Below are 22,690 nucleotides of genomic sequence, written 5' to 3' on the forward strand. Positions count from 1 at the left end.
CGCGGTGACGGGACAGGTCCGCGAGGACGAGCACGACGCCCTCGTCGGCTTCCTCGACCGGCTGACCCGGCTCCTGCTCGGGACCAGCGGCGAGGGCGCTGAGCAGGTCGAGCGCTCCGTCACCTCGGCGGCCCGCGGCCTCGGCGGCACCGCGTCGGTGGCGGTGCTGCCCGATGCCGCCACGGTCGCCGTGACCTCGCACGGCCGCAGCTCGGCCATCGTGGTGCGCGCGTTCCCGGAGGTCTTCCGGATGGACCGGGTGGTGGCGCTCAAGCCGCTCCTGGACGAGGTGGCGGCGGGCCGGCTGGACACCCGGAGGGCGGACGACCGGCTCGCCGCGATCACCCGCGCCACTCCCCCGTACCCCTGGTGGGCGAAGCTGCTGGGGGTGGTGCTCTTCTCGGTGGGCTTCGCGCCGCTGATGCAGCCGACCTGGTACGAGGTCGGGAGCACGGCGGTCCTCGCCACGGCCGCGGCGTGCCTGGCCGTCGCGGCCGACCGGCTGCCCCGGCTGGCGAAGGTGCTGCCGCTGGTCGCGGCGGTGACCGTCTCACTGCTGGCCCTGGAACTCTTCGCCCGCTCCCCCGCGCACGGCGGCCCGGTGCTGCTGATGCTTCCGGCACTGTTCTTCTTCGTCCCCGGCGACTATCTCAGCGCGGCGGCGGCCGAGCTCGCCGCCGGGTACCTCACGACCGGCGCCGTGCGCCTGGTGTACGCGGTCGCGCTCCTGGTCCAGCTCTACGTGGGCGTGGTCCTCGGTCTGGTCATCACGGGCCGTCCGCGTCAGGACCTGTTCGACGTGGCCGCCGCGGCGGATCTGCCGCGCTGGGTGCTCTTCGCGAGCTGGGTCGTCTTCACCGTGGGCGCCCTCCTCGCCTTCGCCGTCCCGGCCCGGTTGCTGGGCATGCTCCTGGTGCTCGTGTATCTGACGGTGGGCGTGCAGACGGGCTTCACGCGCCTGCTCGGCGACCTGGGCGGCACGTTCACGGCGGCGGTCGTGCTCGGCGCGGTCGCGACCTGGCTGGCGCGCCGGCCCGGTCGCCCGCCCCGCCTGGTCCTGGTACTGCCGGGCTTCTTCACGCTGACGGTGGGATCTCTCGGGATGCGGGGGCTGACGGCCCTGGCGGGCGGATACGCGATCGAGGGCTTCCGCGACCTCACGGAGCTGGTCACCCTCGTGACCGCGATCGGCACCGGACTGCTCCTGGGCGCGGTGCTGGCGCAGCGGCCGGGGGGCAGCGCCTGACCGCGTGGGCCGCTCGTGCCCGTCTCAGATGTCCGGCAGGTCGCCGCCGTCGGCCGGGGCGGCCTCGTTCAGCGCGAACCAGGCGGTCTTGCCCTCCGGTTCGGGCCGTACGCCCCACTGGTCGGCGAGGATGTCCAGCAGGAGCAGACCGCGGCCCGAGGAGGCGAGCTCGCCCGGGGTGCGCTGGTGGGGCAGTTCGTCGCCCCGGTCCATGACCTCGACGAGCAGCCGGCGGGTGCCCGTCTCCCCGGAGAGGGTGGCGTTGAGGGCGCCGTCCTGGTCGGTGTGCACGAGGACGTTGCCGAGGAGTTCGGTCGCCAGGAGCACGGCGGTGTCCACCTGGTCCGGGCGCGCCCAGTCGTGCAGCAGGGCCTTGAGCTCGGCGCGGGCCTCGGCCAGCCCCTCGCCCTGGTCCTGGCTGACGGTGAGCATGAGGCGGCGCTGGCTGACCTCGGCGCGGGCGTGGATGGCGTCGCGGCGCAGCAGCAGGAGGGCGATGTCGTCGCCGTCGCGGGCGACGGCGTCCTCCCGGGCGCCGGGGCCGGGGTCGAGAACGGCCGCCATGAGCCGGTCGGCCATGCCCTCCAGGTCGTCGGTGGGGCCGGGCGAGAACGCGTCGCGCACCCGCACCCAGCCGGTGTACATGTCGTGGCCGCCGTTCTCGATGAACCCGTCGGTGCACAGCATGAGGATCTCGCCCTCGTGCAGGCGCACGGTGTCGACGGGGTAGTCCTCCTCGCCGGGCATGAGTCCGAGCGGGAGTCCGCCGCTGACGTGTTTGAGGACACAGGTGCCGTCCGGCATGCGCAGGACGGGGTGGGGGTGGCCCGCGCGGGCGATGTGCAGGTCGCCGGTGGACGGGTCGGCCTCGATGTAGAGGCAGGTCGCGAAGCGGTCCTCGTCCAGGGTGGTCAGAAAGCGGGAGGCGCGGGCCAGGACGGCGTCGGGGCCGTGTCCCTCGGCCGCGTACGCGTGTACGGCGGTACGCAGCTGGGCCATGAGCCCCGCGGCGTGCACGTCGTGCCCCTGGACGTCGCCCATGACGACGGCCATCCGGCCGTTGGGCAGGTCGATGCTGTCGTACCAGTCCCCGCCGACCATGAGGCCGCCGCCGGTCGGGACGTAGCGGGTGGCGACGCTGAGCCCGGTCAGGGCCGCACCGGCCGTGTGCATGCTGCGGCGCAGGCCCCGGGAGAGTTCGAGTTCGGCGCGGCTGGCCCGGGCCCGTTCGAGGACCTGGGCGATCATGCGGCCGGTGACGGTGAGCAGGGCGCGCTCGCCGGCGGTGAAGTCCAGGGGGGTCCGGAAGGCGGCGAGCCAGACCCCGACGACGCGGCCCGCGGTCACCAGGGGCAGGAAGGCCCACGCCTCGCGGCCCTTGCGCGCGGACATGTGCCAGGTCGCCGGGAAGCGTCGGCGGTAGTCCTCCGGGGATGCCAGGTAGACGGCGCGCCCGGTCCTGGCCACCTCGGCGGCCGGGTAGCCGGTGTTCATGGGCATGCGGAAACCGCGGCCCGCACCGCCGGGCCGGAATCCGTACTGCCCGAGCGCGGTGAGGTTGCTGTCGGCGACGCCGAAGACGCACTGGCCGTCCAGCGGGAAGTCGGGGGCGTACAGGCCGGCGGCGAGTCTCAGGGCCTCGTCGAGGGTGTCGGCCGCGGCGACCGCGTGTCCGGCCGAGAGCAGCAGGGAGTCGCGGCGCCTGGCCTCCTCCGGCGTGCCGGCGGCCCGGGTGCCCTGGTCGGGCCCCGGAGGGAGCGCCGGGTCGTGGCCGGGCCCCTGCATCCGGTTCAGCGCCTCGATCTGGTCCAGCTCGGCCTCGAACGCGTCGGTCGGTGGCTCATGCCGTTCACCACCCATCCGGCTTCCCTTCGTCCCGGTGTCGTCGGCGCCTGTCGTTCCATGCTCCGACGGGAAAGCCCGGTCCGCAGTGCGAGACACCCCCGGCGCCTCCCCCGGAACGTGCCGGACGGGTGGTGCGGCGGGCCGTCCGAGCGGGCCGGCCGGGACCAACGGCGGATCGGGGCGTGCGCGGGCGCGTGCTCCGACCGGGACGGTTCGCGGGCCTAGCGGTACGCCGGTGACCTGCGGATATCGCTGAAGTCGATGGCCCGGTCCGCCTCCCGCATGGTCTCTTCAGCCACCCGGCGCACCTCCGCCATCACATCCCCGTGCTCCTCCACGAGCCCGGCGTAGATGGGTGCGTCGGAACTGTCTGTGAAACTCACGTCGAACTGCCTCAATCGGTCGTGTCTGCCGTGGTCCGGCCGGAAACAGGGGCCGATTCTACGCAGGTCCGGTGCCGGGTCCGCACCGGGCACCGCACGTTTGACCTCAAGTTCGCTTGAGCTCCTAACGTTCTCCTCACACCCCGGCCCGTACCGGACGCCGGGGCCGTACCGATCCGCTCTGCCCCGGAGGCACCCGTATGAGCATGGAAGTGACCGCGTGGTCGTCGCTGCACAGCACGATCAACGCGCAAGCGGACCGCCGCCCGTTCTCCCGGGCGACGGTGCGCCGGATCGCCTCGTTCGCCCGGCCGCGCCGTCGGCAGCTCTACCGATTCCTGCTGCTCAGCGTGGTCAGCGCGCTGCTCGCCGTGGCGACGCCGATGCTGGCGGGCCGGGTGGTCGACGCGATCGTGCAGGGCAAGGAGAGCGGCACGGTCGTGCGTCTCGCCCTGCTCATCGCGGTGATCGCCGTGGCGGAGGCCGGGCTCGGACTGCTCACCCGGCTGCTCTCGGCCACTCTGGGCGAGGGGCTGATCCTGGACCTGCGGTCGGCGGTCTTCGACCATGTGCAGCGGATGCCCGTCGCGTTCTTCACCAGGACCCGGACCGGGGCGCTGGTGAGCCGGCTCAACAACGACGTGATCGGCGCGCAGCGCGCCTTCAGCAACACCCTGTCCGGGGTGGTCTCCAACGTGGTGACGCTGGTGCTGACGCTCGCGGTGATGCTGACGATCTCCTGGCAGATCACCCTGCTCGCGCTCGTGCTGCTGCCGGTGTTCGTCGTGCCGGCCCGGCGGATGGGCTCGCGGATGGCCCGCATGCAGCGTGAGGCCGCGGCGCACAATGCGGCGATGAGCACGCAGATGACCGAGCGGTTCTCGGCGCCGGGCGCGACCCTGGTGAAGCTGTTCGGCCGTCCTGCCGACGAGTCCGCCGAGTTCGCGGCACGGGCCGGGCGCGTGCGGGACATCGGCATCCGTACGGCGATGGCGCAGTCCACGTTCATCACGGCGCTGACCCTGGTGTCCGCGCTGGCCCTGGCGCTCGTCTACGGGCTCGGCGGCTACTACGCGCTGCACGGCAGCCTGGAGCCGGGCGCGGTGGTGACGCTGGCGCTGCTCCTCACCCGGCTCTACGCCCCGCTGACGGCGCTCGCGGGCGCCCGGGTCGAGGTGATGAGCGCGCTGGTGAGCTTCGAGCGGGTCTTCGAGATCCTGGACCTGAAACCGCTGATCGCCGAGAAGCCGGACGCCCGTGCGGTGCCCGAGGGACCGGTGTCCGTGGAGTTCGACGGAGTCTCCTTCGGTTACCCGTCCGCGGACAAGGTCTCGCTGGCCTCGCTGGAGGAGGTCGCGACCCTGGACTCGCGGGGCGGCACGCGGGTGCTGCACGACGTCTCGTTCCGGGCCGAGCCCGGCCGGATGGTCGCCCTCGTCGGCTCGTCGGGCGCCGGCAAGTCGACCATCGCCCAGCTGCTGCCGCGGCTGTACGACACCGATGAGGGAGCGGTACGGCTGAACGGCGTCGACGTACGCGACCTTTCCGCCGAGTCGATCCGGGAAACACTCGGCATGGTCACCCAGGACGGGCACCTCTTCCACGACTCGGTGCGCGCCAACCTCCTGCTGGCCAGGCCCGATGCCACCGAGGAAGAGATCTGGGACGCGCTGCGGCGCTCCCGGCTCGACGGTCTGGTGGCCTCGCTGCCCGACGGGCTCGACACGGTGGTGGGCGAGCGCGGCTACCGGCTCTCCGGCGGTGAGCGCCAGCGGCTGACGATCGCCCGGCTGCTGCTGGCCCGGCAGCGGGTGGTCATCCTGGACGAGGCCACCGCGCACCTCGACTCCACGTCCGAGGCGGTGGTGCAGGAGGCCCTGGCCGAGGCGCTGGAGGGGCGCACCGCGGTGGTGATCGCCCACCGCCTGTCGACGGTGCGGGCCGCCGATCTGATCCTGGTCGTGGAGGACGGCCGGGTGGTGGAGCGGGGGACGCACACCGAACTGCTGGAGGCGGGCGGCCGCTACGAGGAGCTGTACCGGACGCAGTTCGCCTCGCCGGACGCGGCGGACGACCCGCAGGAGCCGGTGGGCTCGGCCTGACGCGAGCGCCCCCGGTCCGTGCGGACCGGGGGCGCTCGGGGTGTGGCCTGTTCAGTCGCTGTCGGTTTCCTGGTGGGTGACCGAGCCGTTGGACGCGTCGATGTCGAAGGTCGTCTTCTTCCAGTCCTTCGACACGACGTCGGTCTTCCAGACGAGCGTGCCCTGGTCGTCGTCGTCCAGGTCGAGCGCGGTCACCGTCCCCTGCTGCTTCGCGGTGGCGGCCTTCGCCGCCTGCTGCGGGGTCTGCTTGGCCTGGGTGATCCACTTGGCCGTCTTGGCCTTGTCCGAGGTGCTCTGGCCGGTCTCCTCGGACGAGCTGACGACCTTGCCGGAGACGGCGTCGATGTGGACCTTGTGCTTGGTCCCGGTCTTGGCGGCGACGGTCGCGACCCACTGCGGGGCGCCGGCCGCGGCACTGCCCGTCGGCGACGGGCTGCCCGTGGGAGACGGGCTGCCCGTCGGGGAGGGGCTGGGGCTCTCGTCGTCGTCGGCCGCGTCCTTGGCGCTCTTGAGTTCGAGCTCGACGAGCTTGCCGCCCTTGACCTCACCCTCGGCCGTGGTGATGGCCTTGGTGTAGGTGACCTTGGTGGCGGAGATCAGCTCCTTGCGTTCCTGCTGGTCCTCGGTCATCTGGCCCGGCGAGGCGCTCTCGCTCCCGGTGGGGGACGGACTCTTCGTGGCCTCGGGCACGGCGCGGGCCGCCTCCGAGGTCTTCGTGCTCGCGGAGGTGCTGCCGCTGTCCTGGCCGCAGCCGGTCAGCAGGGCCGCGGTGACCACGACGCAGGCGACGCCGGCGGCGCGCACGCGGTGGGCACGGAGGAATCCGGTGTTCTTGGAGGGGGAGTCACATGTCATGCCCGCATGCTTAACCGCCGTGCGGCCCCGACATGTGGGATGACGCGGCAGTGTCACCCGATCGACCGCCATCCCGCCCCGGTTCCGCGTGTCGCCGCGGTTCGGGGGGATTTCGTGCACGGCGGGCGAAGATGCGACGACAGTCCGAATTCCCTGGTCACGCGGGTCGCGATCCGGCGGCTTTGGTGCGAGCCTGAAAGCATGACCTGGGCGTCCTGGACAACACGCGGAGTGTATTCGGGGCACGGCGGCGTGCTCACCGATGAGGTCGGGCAGCTGTCCGGTGACCTGACCATCCACACCACTTGGGCCGAGGGCACGGCGCAGATCACCGTGCAGTACACCGACGCGGCCGACTGGTTCACCATGGCGGGCAGCCCCGTGCCCTGTCCGTCGGAAGAGGCGAGCCGCGCGCTGCACGCGGCCGCCGTCGAGGCGGTCCGGCAGGGCTCGGCGGCGACGGTTCCCGTGCTGGAGCCCGGCCCCGAGCAGGCGGCGGGCTCGGAATGACCGGCCCCGTACGGATACGGGACCGGCCGCCGGGGTGTGCCGCGCGAACGGTCAGGGCCTGATGCCGCTGACCACGTCGGCGGTGGCGGTGATGCCGTCCTGGATCGTGGGCGCCATGCTGGTGCCCGCGAGAAGGAATCCGAGCATTCCGCACACCAGCGCGTGCGAGAGCTTCATTCCGCCGTTGCGGAGGAAGATCACCGCGATGATCAGCAGAAGCAGCACCACTGAGATCGAAATTGCCATGGCCAACCTCCTCCGCCGCGCCTGATTTGCGGCATTCGGCGTCAGTGTGGCGCAGCGCCCGGGCCGTCCGGCTCATCGGCGTGTCCGCCAAACGGGTAGGGCTTGAGTCACGGCCGCCGAACCGGGGAAGAGAGGCCGTTCGCGCGGGGGGCGCGAGGGCTTTCCCGCGCCCCCCGCGGCGAAACCTCAGGGCGCGGGCAGCTCCATGAGCGCGGCAATGGTGTCCCGGTGCCGTCCCGCCGTGCCGTATGCGGTGGCGTCGGCCTTGGCCCGCTTCAGGTAGAGGTGCGCAGGGTGCTCCCAGGTCATCCCGATCCCGCCGTGCAACTGCACGCACTCCTCGGCTGCATGGACCGCGACCTTCGCGCAGTACGCCTGCGCCACGGCCACGGCCAACGGCGTGTCGGGGCTGTCCGTGGCGAGGGCGTCGGCGGCGTTTCGCGCGGCGGCCCGGGCCGAGACGACCTCCAGCCACAGCTGCGCCATGCGGTGTTTGAGCGCCTGGAAGGAGCCAATGGGCCGGTTGAACTGGTGGCGCTCCCGGGTGTGTCGCACCGTCTCGGTGAGGCACCACTCGGCGAGTCCCAGCTGTTCGGAGGCGAGCAGCCCGGCACCGGCCAGCAGCCCCCGGTCCACAGCGCGCCTTCCGGCTTCGGGGTCCGCGAGGCGAGTGCCGGTGGCGCCGTCGAGCGTGACGGTGGCGAGCGGGCGGGTGAGGTCGAGCGCGACGAGCGGTTCGACGCGTACCCCGGGCGCGTCCGAGGCGACGGCGTACAGGCCGTCGGCCGTGGGCACGAGGAGCACGTCCGCCGCGGACGCGTCGGCGACCGGGCCGAGCGTCCCGTCCAGGGAGCCGCTCACCACCGCGGCCCGCGCGCCCGCCGAGTCCACCGAAGCGGCGGCGAACGGCACGGCCACCACCGCGACCCGGCGTCCCTCGGCGAGCGCGGCGAGGAGTTCCGCGGCCGGTCCGTCCTGCGCGCCGAGTGCCAGCAGCGTCTCGGTGGCGACGACGGAGCTGGTCAGGAACGGAGCGGGCGCGACGCTGCGCCCCAGCTCCTCCAGGACGACGGCGGCCTCGCGATGCGTGGCGCCCTGGCCGCCCAGCGCCTCGGGCACGAGGAGTCCGGCAGCGCCGATGCCGGTCGCGAGCGACTTCCACAACTCCGCGTCGTACGGCGTGTCGGACTCGGTGCGGGCGATCACCGACGGCGCGTCGGCCCGGTCCGCCAGCAGGGAGCGGACGGCGGCGCGCAGGTCCTCCTCGGTCTCGGAGTAGAGGAGGTCGGGCGCCTGGCCGGCTTCGGTCTGTGCGGTCATCGGGAGAGGTCCTTCCAGGCGACGTCCTTGTCGTTGCGGGGCTCGGAGGGCAGACCGAGTACGCGCTCGGCGACGATGTTGAGCAGTACCTCGCTCGTGCCGCCCTCGATGGAGTTGCCCTTGGAGCGGAGGTAGCGGTAGCCGGCGTCGCGTCCGGTGAAGTCGACCAGTTCGGGCCGCCGCATGGTCCAGTCGCCGTACAGCAGGCCCTCGTCGCCGAGGAGTTCCACTTCGAGGCCGCTGATCTCCTGGTTGAGCCGGGCGAAGGCGAGCTTCATGCCGGAGCCCTCGGGGCCGGGCTGTCCGGCGACGAGCTGCTGGCGCAGACGCTCACCGGTGAGCCGGGCGACCTCCGCTTCGACCCACAGGGTGAGCAGGCGCTGGTGCAGGTCGTGGGTGCGCAGTTCGGGCCGTTCGCGCCAGGTCCTGGCGACCGGGCCGATCATGCCGCCCTCGCGGGGGATGCGGGAGCCGCCGATGGAGACCCGCTCGTTCATGAGAGTGGTCTGGGCGACCTTCCATCCCTCGCCGACGGGCCCGAGCCGGTGGCTGTCGGGGATGCGCACGCCGGTGAGGAAGACCTCGTTGAACTCCGCTTCGCCGGTGATCTGACGGAGTGGCCGGACCTCGACGCCGGGGTCCGTCATGTCGCAGATGAAGTAGCTGATGCCGCGGTGCTTGGGCAGGTCGGGGTCGGTGCGGGCGATGAGGATCGCCCAGCGCGCCAGGTGGGCGCTGGAGGTCCACACCTTCTGCCCGTCCACCACCCAGTCCTCGCCGTCGCGCACGGCGCGCGTGCCGAGGGCGGCGAGGTCGGAGCCCGCGCCCGGTTCGCTGAAGAGCTGGCACCACACCTCCTCCCCCACCCACAGGGGCCGCAGGAACCGCTTCTTCTGCTCGTCGGTGCCGAAGCGGAGGACGGTCGGGGCGGCCATGCCGAGGCCGATGCCGATGCGGCGCGGGTCGTTGTCGGGGGCGTTCGCGGCGGCGAGTTCGGCGTCGACCACGGGCTGGAGGGAGCGCGGGGCGTCCAGGCCGCCCAGCCCGGCCGGGTAGTGCACCCAGGCGAGTCCGGCGTCGAAGCGCGCCTTGAGGAAGTCGGTGCGCTCGGTCGTCGCCGGAGGGTGCGCGGCGAGCAGTTCACGGGTGCGGCGGCGCAGTTCGGCGGCGTCGGGTGCGGTCATCGGGCGGCTCCTGACGGGAGGACGACGATGCGGCCGGTGCTGGTGCCGTCGGCGACGCGCTGGACGGCCGCCGCCGCACCGTCCATCGCGACCCGCTCGCTGATCAGCGGCTTGATGACGCCTTCGGCGGCGAGCCGGGACAGCTCGCGGTGGCAGTCGCGTACGGCCTGCGGGTCCTTGGTGTTGTAGAGGCCCCAGTGGAGGCCGAGGACGGAGTAGTTCTTGACGAGGGCGTGGTTGAGCCCGGGGGTGGGAATGGTGCCGGAGGCGAAGCCCACGACGACGATGCGCCCCTCGAAGGCGATGCACTTCACGGACTTGGCGTACGCGTCCCCACCGACCGGGTCGTAGACGACGTCGGCGCCCCGGCCGCCGGTGAACTCCTTGACCGCCGCGACGATGTCCTCGCCGTGCCGGTCGATGACCAGGTCGCAGCCGAGTGCGGCGGCGGTCTTCGCCTTCTCCGGTCCGCCGACGACGCCGATGACCGTGGCCCCGGCGGCCTTGCCGAGCTGGACTGCGGCGCTCCCGACCCCGCCCGCGGCGGCGTGCACGAGCAGGGTCTCCCCCGCCTTCAGGCGGGCGCGCCGGTGCAGCCCGAACCAGCCGGTCTGGTAGCCGATGTGCAGGGCAGCGGCCTCCGCGTCGTCCAGGGATTCCGGGGCGTCCAGCAGGGCCGCCTCGTCGGCGACGACGTACTGGGCGAGGCCGCCGTGCGGCAGGGCGGGGGTGGCGAGCACCCGGCGCCCGTCCTCGGTGCGGCCGCAGATCTCGACGCCCGGGGTGAACGGCAGCGGGGGCCGTACCTGGTACTGGCCGCGGCAGAGCAGCGCGTCGGGGAAGTTGATGTTCGCCGCGAGCACTTCGACCAGCACCTGCCCGTCGCCGGGCACCGGCCGGTCCGTCTCCTCCAGCCGCATCACCTCGCTCGGCTCGCCGTTCCGGTGCACTCGCCATGCCTGCATGAGGGGCCTCCACAACACTGTCGGCATTACCACTGCTCCGGCGCATACTAAGCGGTCGCTTGCCTCTGTGGGAACAGCCTGCGGAACAACGGCCCCACATGCCCGTGCGCCCGGCCCTCCCGCTGAGAACGCGGGGGCGCCGGGCGCACGACCGTACGAGGGGTTACTTGCCCACCACCACCTCGGCGACCTGCGGCGCGGCCGTTCCGGCACGCCACGCCAGCCGCACCGCGTCGGCGGCGCGTCCGGCGGTGTCGATGGCGGTGTAGGCGCCCTGCAGTGCCCCCACGGTGTGCCAGGTGCCGTCCGCCGTGCGCAGCTGGACGTCGGCACCGCCCTCGGAGCCGGCCGGCCGCAGCACGGTCACCGAGCCGACCGGCCGGGCGGAGGCGAGGTCCACCTCCAGCGCTTCGCCCTGCCCGGCCGCCCGCGCGGCCTGGTACACGGTGCCCGGGTCGCCGTCGGCCGCCGCGCGCAGCGAGGAGCCTGCCGCGGCGGGCGGGTTGCCGGTGACCGCGCCGTCCGTGGTCGTGACCTGGAATTCGCGGACGACGACCCAGCTGCTCTGGCCCGCGGTGGCCCGGGCCCGCACATAGCGCGCCTTCGTCCCGGCGGGCGGGGTGGCCGTGACGTCGGGCTCCCCGGAGAAGTCCGCGAGCTTCTGCCAGCTCTCACCGTCCGCCGAGTACTCCAGGACGCCCTCGTGGAGGTAGTCGTCGGTGCTGCCCGGCTTGGCCATGGCGAGCGTGACGGAGCCGATGGCCCGGGGCTCGCCGAGGTCGACGGTCAGCTGGTCCCCGGCCGCGGGCGCCCCATCGCTCCAGAAGTACGTGGAGTCGTCGCCGTCGAGCATCCGGGCGACCGCGTTGCTCTGGTACGTGCCCAGGCTCGTCGAGGCCGTGGGCCTGCCGCTCACGCCGAGCAGCCGGTCGTACTCGGCGGTGGCGGCGTCGGTGAACCCGTCCAGCTGCCCGTCGCCGACCAGCACCGGCACCTCGCGCCCGTCGAGCCCGGTGTACGTGAACGAGGAGGCGCGCTCCACCTGTGCGGGCAGTTGCTGCCGGAGCTCCCATGCCTCGGCACCCTTCCCGGCGCGGGCGGCCTCGACCATGCGCAGGGCGGTGCGCGTGGCGGTCGCCCAGGACTCGGTGGCGTCCAGCCAGGGCCCGGAGTCCGCGACGAAGCCCCGGTCCGGGAGGGCCGCGCGCAGCCGGGCGGGGGCCGCGCCCAGCGAGGCCAGGGCGGAGTCGAGCCGCCTCGCGTCCCCGGACTCCCAGTAGCGGGCGAAGGCGGCGGAGAGCTCGGGCGCCTTGGCGGTGTTGAGCGCGGAGCTGTAGTTGACGTCGGCGAACGCCCGCAGCGCCTTCGCGGTCCGGGCGTCGCCGCCCGCGTACTCCTCGATGCCCTTGCCCCAGGACTCGCGCGGGTCGTAGGCGGCGTCGTTCCAGGCGTAGTCCGCGACGGTGTACAGCGAGAGCTTCGACGCGTAGGACTGGATCATCGGATTGGCGGTGATGCCGGCGAGCCGTCCGGGCAGCCCCTTCTCGCGGCCGTTGAACGGGCCGAGCAGGAGGCGATTGGTGGCGTAGTCGTTGACCGGGTAGTTGTCCCAGGTCAGGATCGGGTGCCCGAACACCTTCCGGGCTGCGTCCGCCTGAGCGACCGTCATGGTCGGGGCGACGACCCCCACACCGGTCCACTCGACCAGCACATCGGGGGCGAGCTGTTCGGACAGGGCCGTCTTGTACGCCGACGAGCTGACGTTGTAGTACTCGGTGGGGACCATCTGGAGCGGCTGGGCGCCGGGGTGGGTGGCGATGAACTCCTGGTTGACCCGGTTGAGCAGATGCGCCTGGGCGGCGCCCGCCGCGCCGCCGCCGGTCCCCCATTTCGTCTTGTCGGCGTCGCAGTTCCACTTGGTGTAGCTGATGTCGTCCAGCGGGACCGCGAAGGTGCGGACGCCGATGTCCCACATCGTCTGGAACTTGTCGATGAGCGCCTTCACGTCCGCGTCGGAGCTGTAGCACACCGAGAGGCCGGGTGAGAGGGCGTAGGTGAACTCGACGTGCCGCAGCGCCGCCCGGTCGGCGAGGTCCTTGATCTGCGCCAGCCGGTCGGCGGGATACGGGTCGCGCCACTTGGCGCGGAGGTAGTCGTCGTCCTTGGGCGAGTACACGTAGATGTTCATCTTGTGCTCGCCGTAGTAGTCGAGCTGGTCGAGGCGGGCCTCGTGCGACCACGGGGTGCCGTAGAAGCCCTCGATGACCCCGCGCAGCGCGGTGCCGGGCCAGTCGCGCACGGCGAGGCCGGCGACCTCGGCGCCCGGGTGCCCCCGGCGCGGCAGGACCTGGCGGAGGGTCTGCGCGGCGTAGTAGGTGCCGGTGGTGTCCTTGCCGGCGAGGACGATACGGCCGGCGCCGATCCCCAGGACGTAGCCCTCGGCGGGCAGTCCGGCGGGCCCGTCGAGCTTCTGCGCGGCCAGGGCGGCGGAATCACCGGCGTACACGGTGAGCCTGCCGGGGACGGGGCGCGGTGCGCGGACGACGTGCTGGGCGCCCGCCTTCCGCAGGGCGGTCTCCACCACGTCGAGCGTGGGCCCGTCGGCGGTCCCGCCGGCGATCAGGGTGACGGTGGGGGTGACGGTCACCCGGCCGGGGCGGGGTTCGGCGGACTGCGGGGTCGGGGTGATCGTGGGCGTGTCCTGGGCCGCGGCCGGGACGGGCGGGGCTCCGGCCGCGTGGGCGGACGGTCCGGCGGCCAGCATGCCGCCTGCGAGCAGGGCAGCGGCGGCGGTGAGAGCGGTGATGCGGGGCGGGCGAGGCGTCACAGGTCCTCCATTGGTCACTCAAGACACCAAAGTCGCGCAACACAACGTGACTGAATTCAACATCCTGGCGCTGACATGTCAATGGTCTGGACAACATCAATGCACGGACCTGCGGTTTTACACCCGACTCCCCCTGAACGACTAGCGGGCGAAGAGTTCGAATGGAACGGCCGGACGGCCTCCGAAGCGTTCGGCGGCAGCTTCGGCGTTCCCGGTGAGGAAAGTGCGGCAGTAGGTCTCCGGGTCCTCGTCCGTGAGGACTTCGATGTACGTGCGGTGGGCCAGGAGGGACTGCACCGACCGCTCCAGACCGGCCGTCGCGTCCACCGCGTGCGTGGGCGCCGACGACCCCGCCACGGCCACCCAGCGCACACCGTCCCACGGTTCGAGACCCTGCTCCCGCAGCTCCGGGAAGATCCAGCGGTTCCCCGCGTCGGCCGCCGCGTCGAGCGTGGCACGGCCGACGGCCCGGTGGTCCGGCGTGTTCCACGCGACACCGCCCCAGGTGTCACGGTGGTTCAGCGTGATCACCAGCTCGGGACGGTGCCGGCGGATGGCCGCCGCGATGTCCCGGCGGAGCGGGATGCCGTACTCGATCACCCCGTCACGATGGTCCAGGAACTCCACACGGGAGACACCGACGGCGGCCGCGCTCGCGCGCTGCTCCCGCTCGCGCAACGGCCCGCATTCCTCCGGTCCGAGGGTGTCGATCCCGGCCTCGCCCCTGGTCGCGAGCAGATACGTGACCTCACGCCCGGCGTCGGTCCAGCCGGCCACCGCAGCCGCGCAGCCGTACTCCAGGTCGTCGGGGTGTGCGACCACGGCGAGCGCGCGCCGCCAGTCCTCGGGCATGGGCTTCAGCTGCTCGGTCATATCCGCAGGCTAACCGGCAAGGCGGGGGTGAGACGCGTGACACGGCGGGCTTCAATACCCAGGGGGGTATCCTTGGCCGCCCGGGGCAGGAGAGAGCGAGACCTGTCCCGTACCCCGGTGAACGAAAGGAACACAGCTCGTGACCAGCCTCGTATCCCTCTCCCCCGCCCAGGCGGCCGCCCGCCTCACGGAGTTCACCGTGATCGACGTACGCGCCCCCGGCGAGTACGCCTCGGGGCACGTGCCGGGGGCGGTGAACATACCGCTCGACCGGCTCGACGAGGCGCTGCCCGCGCTCAAGTCCGCGTCCGCTCGCGGCGCGCTGCTCATGGTGTGCGCCTCGGGCAACCGCTCGACGCGCGCCTGCGACCTCCTCTCGGAGGCCGACATCGAGGCGGCGACGCTCATCGGCGGCACCTCCGCCTGGGAGAGCGAAGGCCATGGCCTGGAGCGCGCGGAGGGCGCGCGGGCCACCTGGCCGATGGAGCGCCAGGTCCGGCTGGCGGCCGGGTCGCTCGTGGTGGCCGGGCTGCTGGCGGGTGTCCGGTACCCCGCCGCGCGCTGGCTGTCCGCCGGTGTCGGCTCCGGTCTCGTGTTCTCCGCCGTCACCAACACCTGCGGAATGGCGGCGGTCCTGTCGAGGCTCCCGCACAACCGCGCGCCGCGCTCGGCGCCGAGCCTGAACGCGACGCTGGACGCTCTCCAGGGCTGAGACCTCACGGGACCGGCCGCGTGGCGCGGCCGGTCCCGGACGACCTGGGTCAGACCTCGTCGCGGACCAGCGCGAGGAGCCGGTCCAGCACGCGGGGCCCGCCCGCACGCAGCCCGTCGTGCTCGAACTCGTCGGTCACCCAGGTGCGCAGCCCCCGGATCGCGGCGGCGGTGCGCAGCGCGTGGGCGGTGTCCACGTACATGTCGTCGTGGTAGACGGCGGCGGCCACCGGGACCTCGTTGGCGGCCAGGCGCTCGGTGTCGTACAGCGGCTCCCAGTCGGTGCGGGCGGCGAGGAGCGCGGCCGTCTCGCGCAGCGGGCGCAGCGCCGGGTCCACCTCGAAGTGCCAGGGGTGGATGGACTCGCCCGTGAACAGGACCGGTCCGTCGCCCGCGAGGGCCGTCGCGGCGTCGAACTGGGGGAACTCGGCGCGGACCCGCTCCGCGGCCCAGTCCGTGGGGCGCTCGCCCTGACCGTAGATGGCCTCATGCATGAGGGCGTACAGCGGATGTCCGGCGAAGGAGGTGGCGGCGCGCATCGCCTCCTGGAACGTGTCGGAGAGCTCGTCGCCGTGCGGGGTGCGGACGAAGGCGTTCTCCAGGAGGTAGTGCAACTGGTGGCTGCCGCTGCCGCCGCCGAGCATGATGCCGAGGGACTGGAAGCTCTCGGGCGTCAGCCGGTGCCCGGCACTTTCGGGGCGGTGCTCCGCGAGGTGAGCGGTGATCTCCCGGGCGCGCTCGACGTCCTGCGGATAGCGGGCGTAGTGCGCGGCGACCTTGCGCTCGATGCGCGGGTACGCGGCCCGGTAGACGTCGTCCGCGTGGGCGTCGAGGGAGGGCAGACCGCCGGTGATCAGGACGGTGTTCAGCCCCTCGGGGGCGGCCGAGAGGTAGCGGACGGCGCAGAAGCCGCCGAAGGACTGGCCGAGTACGGTCCAGGGCGCGCCGCCGGTCAGCCGCGGGCGGATGACCTCGCAGTCGCGCACGATGTTGTCCGCGCGGAAGTGCGCGAGGTAGTCGGCCTGCTCGCGCGGCCCGCCCCGCAGCGGAAGGGTCTGCTGGTTGGCCGGGGTGGACAGGCCGGTGCCGCGCTGGTCGAGCAGGAGCACCCGGAATTCCCGCACCGCCCGCCCGAGCCATGCCTCCGCGCCGGTGAAGCGCCGGGCGCCGAAGCCGGGACCGCCCTCCAGATACAGCAGCCAGGGCAGCTCCTGGCCGGCCTTGGACGCGGCCACGACCTCCCGGCCGAAGACCTCGATCTGCTCACCGCCGGGGTCGGCGTGGTCGAGCGGGACGGTGAAGCGGTGGTCGGTGAGGACGAGGCCGGGCTGCCGGTAGCTGTTCAAGGGTGCTCCTGGATCGGACGGTTCCCGGACAGTTCAGCACACCGGTGTGCCCCGGACGGTCGCGGCCCGTGTGCGGCCGGGACGCCGGACTCCTACCGTGCTCTCATGATCCGGTTCGAACAGGTCGGCAAGGTCTATCCGGACGGCACGACCGCGGTCGACGCGCTGTCGTTCGAGGTCGCCGAGGGAGAACTGGTCACCCTGGTGGGCCCCTCCGGCTGCGGCAAGACGACCACGATGATGATGGTGAACCGGCTGATCGAACCGACGTCGGGCCGCATCCTGGTGGACGGCCGGGACATCGCGAGGACCGACCCGGTGAAGCTGCGCCGCGGCATCGGCTACGTCATCCAGCAGGTGGGACTCTTCCCGCACCGGACGGTCCTGGACAACACGGCGACCGTGCCGGCCCTGGTGGGCTGGAAGCGGTCCAGGGCGCGGGAGCGGGCGGCCGAACTGCTGGACCTGGTGGGCCTCGACCCGTCGGTGTACGGCTCCCGCTATCCGGCGCAGCTCTCCGGCGGCCAGCGCCAGCGCGTCGGCGTGGCGCGGGCCCTCGCGGCCGATCCGCCGGTGCTGCTGATGGACGAGCCGTTCGGCGCGGTGGACCCCGTGGTGCGCGAGCGGCTGCAGAACGAATTCCTCAAGCTCCAGTCGAGGGTGAGGAAGACGGTTCTGGTGGTCACCCACGACATCGAGGAGGCGGTGCGGATGGGTGACCGGATCGCGGTGTACGGGCAGGGGCGCATCGAGCAGTTCGACACGCCGGGCGCGGTGCTCGGCTCGCCGGCCACCCCGTATGTGGCGGAGTTCGTCGGCGCGGACCGCGGGCTGAAGCGGCTGTCGGTCACCGCGATCGAGCCCGACGACCTGGAGCAGCCGCCGCTGGCCCGCCTCGACGAGCCCGCGGGGGCGGCGGCGGCCCGGCTCGGCACGGCCGGGGCGCGCTGGGCGGTCGTGCTGAACGAGGCGGGCGAGCTGCACGGCTGGGTGGCGGCGGACGCGCTGCGGATCGCCGGGGACCAGGGCACGGTGGGCGAGCTGGCCCGCCGGATGGACGCGTGGGTGCCGGTGGGCGCCCCGCTGAAGCGGGCGTTCAGCGAGATGCTTCAGCGGGACGCGGGGTGGATCGCGGTTCTGGACGGGGCGCGGTTCCTCGGCGTACTGACCCCGGCGAAGCTCCACGAGGCGCTGCGGCGTTCGGTGGACGCGGACGCGCACGGCGTGGGGCGCGACGAGGTGCGATTCGACTCGGTGTCGGACGCCTGAGGGAGCGCGCCCGGGCCCGTCAGGCGTGTGCGGCGTACTGCCAGAAGTCGCGCATCAGCTGCGGCGGTGTGGGACCGGTCATCTCCACCTGGCTGAGCATGATCGCGACCGTGCCGGTGGCCGGGACGATGTGCGCCGTGGTGCCGGTGCCGCCGACCCAGCCGTAGCGGCCCGGCACGTTCCACGGGGCGGTCCTGTCGACGTCCACCGAGCCGCCGAAGCCCCAGCCCTGGCCCTCCGTGAACAGCCCGCTGGCCTGGCGCTGCGCGGGCGTCAGGTGGTCCGTCGTCATCTGCCGCACGGACTCGGCGGACAGGAGGCGCCGGCCGCCCGCCGTGCCCCCGTCGAGCAGCATGCGGGCGAAGGCGTACAGGTCGTCCACGGTGGAGACCAGTCCGCCGGCGCCGGACGGGAAGTCCGGCATGCCGCTCCACTGTCCGGCCGGGGGGTCGACCAGCTCCACACCGCCGTCCGCGCCCGGCCGGTAGAGGGCGGTGAAGCGGCCGAGCTTGTCCGCCGGGACCATGAAGCCGGTGTCGCTCATGCCGAGCGGCGTGAAGATCCGTTCGGCGAAGAACTCCGGCAGCGGCTGCCCGGCGACCCGGGCGATGAGCACGCCCAGGATGTCGGAGCAGGTGTTGTACAGCCACTCCTGGCCCGGCTGGGCCAGCAGAGGGATGCGCGAGAGCGTGTCCATCCAGGGGTCCGGCGGAGCGACTCGGCGCGGCAGCGGTGAGCCCTGTTTCAGCTCGCTGAACAGGAGGCCGGCGGCGGGCAGCGAGAAGTCGGACGGGAATCCGTACCCCGCGCGCGACGTCATGAGGTCGAAGAGGGTGATGGGGCGTGCCGCCGGGACCACGTCGTCCACCGGGCCGTCCGGGGTGCGGACGACGACGGGTGCCGCCAGCTCGGGCAGCCAGGGCGCGACCGGGTCCTCCAGCGCGATCCGCCCGTCCTCGACCAGCAGCATGGCCGCCGCGGCCACGACCGGTTTGGTGAGCGAGGCGATCCTGCAGACCGAGTCCCGGGCCATCGGAGTGCCGTCGTCCGTTCCGGCGCTGCCCACTGCCGCCACTTCGACGCGCCCGTCGCGCGCCACCAGGCCCACGGCGCCGGGGACCGGTCCGTCGTGGACGTGCTTCTCGAAAACTTCGCGCAGGTCGCTCATCGCTCCGCCTTGTCCGGGGGTTTCGAAGGGTTGACCGGTGCGGCGGCCCGGACTCATCGGTCCGCGCGCCGCCAACCGCGCTCACCCCTCCTCACCGGGGATGAGGTGTTCGGAGCGCAGGTAGGCGCGGGCCACGTCCTCGGGGAGCCGCCGCCAGCTGTCCACCTGTTCGTTGAGCCGGGCCAGGTCCGCGGTGGTCAGTACGGTGTTCAGCCTGCCGAGGGCCCTGCGCACGCCCGCACCGCCCGCGCGGGCCCGGTTGACGACGGGGACGAGGTAGTCGGCGTTCTGGAGGTGCTGGTCGTCGGCGAGCAGGACGAGCCCGAAGTCGTCCAGGGTGGCGTCGGTGGTGGTGGTCAGCACCATCTGGTCGCGGCCGCTCTGCACGGCCTGCTTGGCCTGCGTGGTGCCGACGCCCTTGGGGTCGACGGCGGTGATGTCGATGCCGTACGTCTTCTTCAGGCCGGGGGCGCAGTACGGCCGCTGAACGCACTCGTCACCTGCCGCGAGGCGTACGGGCAGTCCCGAGCGGCCGAGGTCGCTGAGGGTCTTCAGACGGTGCGTGCGGGCATAGCCGGCGGTGACGGCGAAGGCGTTCTGGTCGACGGCCCTGCCGGGGTCGAGGACGGTGAGTCCGCGCGGTGCGGCCAGGGCGCGCAGGGCCTTCATCGTGGCGGCGAGGTCCGGCGATCCGACGGGGGCGGCGTCGGCTCCGTGCGCCTTGGCGCCCAGCCAGTCGGCGAAGGTGGCCGCGTATTCGGGGACGACATCGATCTGGCCGTTCTCGAGGGCGGGTTCGTAGATCTCCCGGTTGGTGACGGAGATGATCTTGGTCGAGTATCCGGCGCGGTCCAGCAGCAGGGCGTACATCTGGGCGAGGAGGTCGCTCTCGGTGAATCCGGCGGAGCCGATGGTCAGCTGTTTGCTGTCGCCGGGCGGGGCGGTGACCGCGCCCTGGTTCTCCAGCGCGGGTCCGGTGGTGCAGGCGGTGGCCACCAGCAGCAGGAGCGCGGCGAGCGGGCGGGTGGCCCTGACGCGGGGTCCGGCCCTCACGCGGTCGCCTCCGCCACGCGCAGCCCGAACCGCCGCGGCGCGAACCGCTGGGCCGCCTCGAAGATCCCCTCCACGACCAGGGCGAACGCGGCGACGAGGACCGCTCCGGCGACCACCTGCGGGGTCGAGGCGAGGTTGAACCCGGCGGTGATGATGCGGCCGAGGCCGCCGCCGCCCGCGAGGGCCGCGATGGTGGCCGTGGCGACGAGCTGGACGGCGGCGATGCGCACCCCGGTGAGGATGAGGGGCAGGGCGAGCGGAACCTCGACCTGGAGGAGCAGCTGACGGCCCGTCATGCCCATGCCCCGGGCGGCCCGGACGACGTCCCGGTCGACCTCGCGCATGCCCACGTACGCATTGGTGAGCAGCGGGGGGACGGCGAACAGGACCAGCGCCACGACCGTCGGGCCCTCGCCCCAGCGGCCGACCGGGGTGAGCAGGAGCAGCACCAGGACGGCGAAGGTGGGTACGGCGCGACCGACGTTGGAGATGTTGACCGCGAGCGCGCCGCCCCGGCCGATGTGGCCGAGGAGCAGGGCGACGGGCAGCGCGATGAGGCAGCTGATCAGGAGGCAGACGACGGTGAGGTAGAGGTGCTGGCCGAGCCGGGCCCAGATGCCGTCCTGGCCCTGCCAGTGCGCGGAGGTGGTGAGCCAGGACCAGGCGTCCGTCAGGGTGTTCACGACCGGCTCCTCGTCCACGGGGTGAGCAGGCGTTGCAGCAGCAGGAGGAGGAGGTCGGCGGCGACGGCGATGACGACGCACAGGACGGACGCGGTGAGCACCTGGGCCTTGAAGTAGGTGTTCATCCCGGCGTAGATGAGGTTGCCGAGCCCGCCGTAGCCGACGATCGCGCCGATCGTGACCAGGGAGACCGCGGAGACGGTCGCGATGCGCAGCCCGGCCATCGCGGCGGGCAGGGCGAGCGGCAGTTCCACGGCGACGAGCAGCCGTACGGGTCCGTAGCCCATGCCCCGCGCCGCCTGCCGGGTCTCCTCGGGAACGGCGCGCAGCCCGGCGAGCACGTTGCGCACGAGCAGGGTCAGCGAGTAGAGGACGAGGCCCGCGACGACGAGCGAGGCGGAGAGTCCGTACACCGGCAGCAGCAGGGAGAACATGGCGAGCGACGGGACGGTGTAGAGGATCGTCGTCACGCCGAGGACGGGCCCGGCGGCCCAGTGCCAACGGCGCGCGGCGAGGGCCAGCGGCAGGGCGAGGGCGAGCCCGATGAGCACGGAGACCGCGGTGAGCTGGATGTGCTGCAGCGCCGCGTCCCAGAGAATGTGGCGGCGGCTGCTGAGGTAGGCGCCGCAGACCCACTCGTTGCGCGCGAGGCAGTCGTCGGGGGGCGCGGTCACCCGTCCATTGCAGCCCGCGCGGCACGGGGGCGCGCGCCGTGATCGTCCGATCGGGCCGCCGCGCCCCCGTCGGCCGTCAGGAGGCGGCGGCCTTGTCGAGGATCGCGGCCAGTTCGCCGGGGCGCGAGAACATCGGCCAGTGGCCGGTCTCCATGGTGACCAGCTCCCACCGCTCGCTCGTCAGCAGCCGAGCCACGTCCTCACCCGGCTCCGGTCCGTCGAGGAGGCACTTGATGTAGGTCGCCGGAAGCTCCCCGAGCGGGCGCTCCAGGACGGCCGGGTCGGCCAGGGCGGCGCCGGGGTGCGGGGTCGCGTCCTTCCGGAACCGTGCGATCTGCTCGCCGGTCAGGTCCTGCCCCTCGAACTCGGCGGCCTCCGGTACGGCCCAGAGGCCGCCGTTCCCGTCCAGTTGCCCCTGGAGCGCGGCCGGCCCCTGCCACCACGCGGAGACGAACGACTCGCCGTCGGCCGGGACGCAGGCGTCCACGAACACGACACGGGCCAGGCGGGCACCGAGGCGCGCGGCGGCCTGGCCCACGGGGATGCCGGAGTAGCTGTGGCCGACCAGGACGACGTCGCGCAGGTCCAGGCGTTGCACCTCCGCGACGATGTCGGTCACATGGGTCTGCCGGCCGACCGGCAGCTCCCGTTTCCCGCCGAGCCCGGCGAGGGTCAGCGGGTGGGCGCCGTGGCCGGCCGCGCGCAGCCCCGGCACCACGTCGTCCCACGCCGTGCCGTCCAGCCAGGCCCCTGCCACCAGTACGAGATCAGTCATGCCGGGGACCCTAGCCCCAGGGTCCGACAACGCCGTCACACCGCGTCCGCGCCGTCCATCGCCCGTGCCGCCGACCGGAGTTCCAGGATCTCCAGGACGCGTCCACCCCAGCGCAGGTTCTCCTCCTCGAAGGACCGGCCGCGCATCAGGGTCAGGTAGGGGCCGACGCGGTCGGTCTCCGCGAGGAACGCCGCCTCGTCGCGGCCGTCGAGCAGCCGCAGGCGCAGCCGTTCGTAGCGGGCGAGCTTGGCGCGTGCCCACTCCATGCGCTCCTCGACCGAGGCGCGGACGGCCCCGGCGTCGCCTATGTCCACGGCCTGAATCATGACGAGCAGTTCGTCCCGGATGGCAGTGGGCCGGGGCGCACCGGCGGTGAAGGCGCCGAGCGCGTCGCGGCCGGCGGGTGTCAGCGTGAAGAGCCGCTTGTTCGGCCGGCGCACCTGTTCGACCACACGTGCCTCGATCAGACCGCCGTCGGCGAGCCGGTCCAGTTCCCGGTAGAGCTGTTGGGGGGTGGCCGACCAGAAGTTCGCCACCGAGACGTCGAAGACCTTCGCCAGGTCGTAACCGGACGCCTCGCCTTCGAGCAGGGCTGCCAGGACCGCGTACTTGAGGGACATCTGGACACGCTAGCACCCATGTGATTAATGTCGTC

General features: G+C 73.0%; 21 protein-coding genes. 5 read left to right on the top strand and 16 right to left on the bottom strand.

The features are described from left to right. Window positions 1-4 precede the first annotated feature (4 nt). The gene (locus AB0L33_RS14310) at window positions 5-1,246 is read left to right on the top strand and encodes a threonine/serine exporter family protein (protein ID WP_365681079.1); all 1,242 of its coding nucleotides are present in this window, start codon (window positions 5-7) and stop codon (window positions 1,244-1,246) included. A gap of 24 nt (window positions 1,247-1,270) precedes the next feature. Here AB0L33_RS14310 and AB0L33_RS14315 read toward each other — a convergent pair whose 3' ends face one another. Both AB0L33_RS14315 and AB0L33_RS14320 read right to left on the bottom strand, forming a co-directional pair. After that, entirely contained in the window at window positions 1,271-3,106 is a 1,836-nt protein-coding gene (locus AB0L33_RS14315) for a SpoIIE family protein phosphatase (protein WP_365681081.1), read from the bottom strand. 206 nt (window positions 3,107-3,312) lie between these two features. Beyond that, window positions 3,313-3,474 (bottom strand): hypothetical protein, encoded by a 162-nt coding sequence (locus tag AB0L33_RS14320; protein WP_164629374.1) that lies wholly within the window; start codon window positions 3,472-3,474, stop codon window positions 3,313-3,315. A 200-nt stretch (window positions 3,475-3,674) separates the two neighbouring features. Here AB0L33_RS14320 and AB0L33_RS14325 point away from each other — a divergent pair, with 200 nt between their 5' ends. Then, entirely contained in the window at window positions 3,675-5,576 is a 1,902-nt protein-coding gene (locus AB0L33_RS14325) for an ABC transporter ATP-binding protein (RefSeq protein ID WP_365681083.1), read from the top strand. Window positions 5,577-5,627: 51 nt separating this feature from the next. On the opposite strand, the gene AB0L33_RS14330 is transcribed toward AB0L33_RS14325, so the two are convergent. Beyond that, entirely contained in the window at window positions 5,628-6,431 is an 804-nt protein-coding gene (locus AB0L33_RS14330; protein ID WP_365681085.1) for a PepSY domain-containing protein, read from the bottom strand. A gap of 201 nt (window positions 6,432-6,632) precedes the next feature. Here AB0L33_RS14330 and AB0L33_RS14335 point away from each other — a divergent pair, with 201 nt between their 5' ends. Further along, window positions 6,633-6,941, top strand: coding sequence for a hypothetical protein (locus AB0L33_RS14335; protein WP_365681087.1), 309 nt, complete (start codon window positions 6,633-6,635; stop codon window positions 6,939-6,941). 51 nt (window positions 6,942-6,992) lie between these two features. On the opposite strand, the gene AB0L33_RS14340 is transcribed toward AB0L33_RS14335, so the two are convergent. The 6 genes from AB0L33_RS14340 to AB0L33_RS14365 form a co-directional block, all read right to left on the bottom strand. Beyond that, window positions 6,993-7,187 carry a hypothetical protein gene (locus AB0L33_RS14340; protein ID WP_365681089.1) on the bottom strand — a complete coding sequence of 65 codons (195 nt, stop codon included), beginning with the start codon at window positions 7,185-7,187 and terminating at the stop codon, window positions 6,993-6,995. Window positions 7,188-7,373: 186 nt separating this feature from the next. Continuing rightward, complete coding sequence (locus AB0L33_RS14345) at window positions 7,374-8,507, bottom strand: acyl-CoA dehydrogenase family protein (protein ID WP_365681091.1); 1,134 nt, start codon at window positions 8,505-8,507, stop codon at window positions 7,374-7,376. Next, window positions 8,504-9,691, bottom strand: a complete 1,188-nt coding sequence (locus tag AB0L33_RS14350) for an acyl-CoA dehydrogenase family protein (protein ID WP_365681094.1) — start codon at window positions 9,689-9,691, stop codon at window positions 8,504-8,506. Before AB0L33_RS14350 ends, AB0L33_RS14345 begins: the two co-directional genes overlap by 4 nt. Continuing rightward, window positions 9,688-10,656 (bottom strand): NADPH:quinone oxidoreductase family protein, encoded by a 969-nt coding sequence (locus AB0L33_RS14355; RefSeq protein ID WP_365681096.1) that lies wholly within the window; start codon window positions 10,654-10,656, stop codon window positions 9,688-9,690. The genes AB0L33_RS14350 and AB0L33_RS14355 overlap by 4 nt, the downstream gene beginning before the upstream one ends. Window positions 10,657-10,819: 163 nt before the next feature. After that, entirely contained in the window at window positions 10,820-13,483 is a 2,664-nt protein-coding gene (locus AB0L33_RS14360) for a beta-N-acetylglucosaminidase domain-containing protein (protein ID WP_365681098.1), read from the bottom strand. Between the two features lie 141 nt (window positions 13,484-13,624). Further along, on the bottom strand, window positions 13,625-14,356 hold the full coding sequence (locus AB0L33_RS14365; protein WP_365681100.1) for a PIG-L deacetylase family protein: 732 nt from the start codon (window positions 14,354-14,356) through the stop codon (window positions 13,625-13,627). A gap of 139 nt (window positions 14,357-14,495) precedes the next feature. Between AB0L33_RS14365 and AB0L33_RS14370 the strand changes: the two genes are divergently transcribed. Then, complete coding sequence (locus tag AB0L33_RS14370) at window positions 14,496-15,068, top strand: rhodanese-like domain-containing protein (protein WP_365681102.1); 573 nt, start codon at window positions 14,496-14,498, stop codon at window positions 15,066-15,068. 49 nt (window positions 15,069-15,117) lie between these two features. On the opposite strand, the gene AB0L33_RS14375 is transcribed toward AB0L33_RS14370, so the two are convergent. Beyond that, window positions 15,118-16,413, bottom strand: a complete 1,296-nt coding sequence (locus AB0L33_RS14375; RefSeq protein WP_365681104.1) for an alpha/beta fold hydrolase — start codon at window positions 16,411-16,413, stop codon at window positions 15,118-15,120. Between the two features lie 105 nt (window positions 16,414-16,518). On the opposite strand from AB0L33_RS14375, the gene AB0L33_RS14380 reads away from it, so the two are divergent. Beyond that, the gene (locus AB0L33_RS14380) at window positions 16,519-17,682 is read left to right on the top strand and encodes a betaine/proline/choline family ABC transporter ATP-binding protein (protein WP_365681106.1); all 1,164 of its coding nucleotides are present in this window, start codon (window positions 16,519-16,521) and stop codon (window positions 17,680-17,682) included. Window positions 17,683-17,701: 19 nt separating this feature from the next. Here AB0L33_RS14380 and AB0L33_RS14385 read toward each other — a convergent pair whose 3' ends face one another. The 6 genes from AB0L33_RS14385 to AB0L33_RS14410 form a co-directional block, all read right to left on the bottom strand. After that, window positions 17,702-18,850, bottom strand: coding sequence for a serine hydrolase domain-containing protein (locus AB0L33_RS14385; protein WP_365681108.1), 1,149 nt, complete (start codon window positions 18,848-18,850; stop codon window positions 17,702-17,704). Window positions 18,851-18,931: 81 nt separating this feature from the next. After that, the gene (locus tag AB0L33_RS14390) at window positions 18,932-19,903 is read right to left on the bottom strand and encodes an ABC transporter substrate-binding protein (protein WP_365681111.1); all 972 of its coding nucleotides are present in this window, start codon (window positions 19,901-19,903) and stop codon (window positions 18,932-18,934) included. Beyond that, entirely contained in the window at window positions 19,900-20,586 is a 687-nt protein-coding gene (locus tag AB0L33_RS14395) for an ABC transporter permease (protein ID WP_365681113.1), read from the bottom strand. Before AB0L33_RS14395 ends, AB0L33_RS14390 begins: the two co-directional genes overlap by 4 nt. Next, window positions 20,583-21,260 (bottom strand): ABC transporter permease, encoded by a 678-nt coding sequence (locus tag AB0L33_RS14400; RefSeq protein WP_365681115.1) that lies wholly within the window; start codon window positions 21,258-21,260, stop codon window positions 20,583-20,585. The genes AB0L33_RS14395 and AB0L33_RS14400 overlap by 4 nt, the downstream gene beginning before the upstream one ends. A 76-nt stretch (window positions 21,261-21,336) precedes the next feature. Further along, window positions 21,337-22,035, bottom strand: a complete 699-nt coding sequence (locus AB0L33_RS14405) for an alpha/beta hydrolase (protein ID WP_365681117.1) — start codon at window positions 22,033-22,035, stop codon at window positions 21,337-21,339. A 35-nt stretch (window positions 22,036-22,070) separates the two neighbouring features. Then, the gene (locus AB0L33_RS14410; RefSeq protein WP_365681119.1) at window positions 22,071-22,655 is read right to left on the bottom strand and encodes a PadR family transcriptional regulator; all 585 of its coding nucleotides are present in this window, start codon (window positions 22,653-22,655) and stop codon (window positions 22,071-22,073) included. Window positions 22,656-22,690 lie beyond the last annotated feature (35 nt).

The organism is Streptomyces sp. NPDC052299 (assembly GCF_040679335.1).
Taxonomy (GTDB): domain Bacteria; phylum Actinomycetota; class Actinomycetes; order Streptomycetales; family Streptomycetaceae; genus Streptomyces.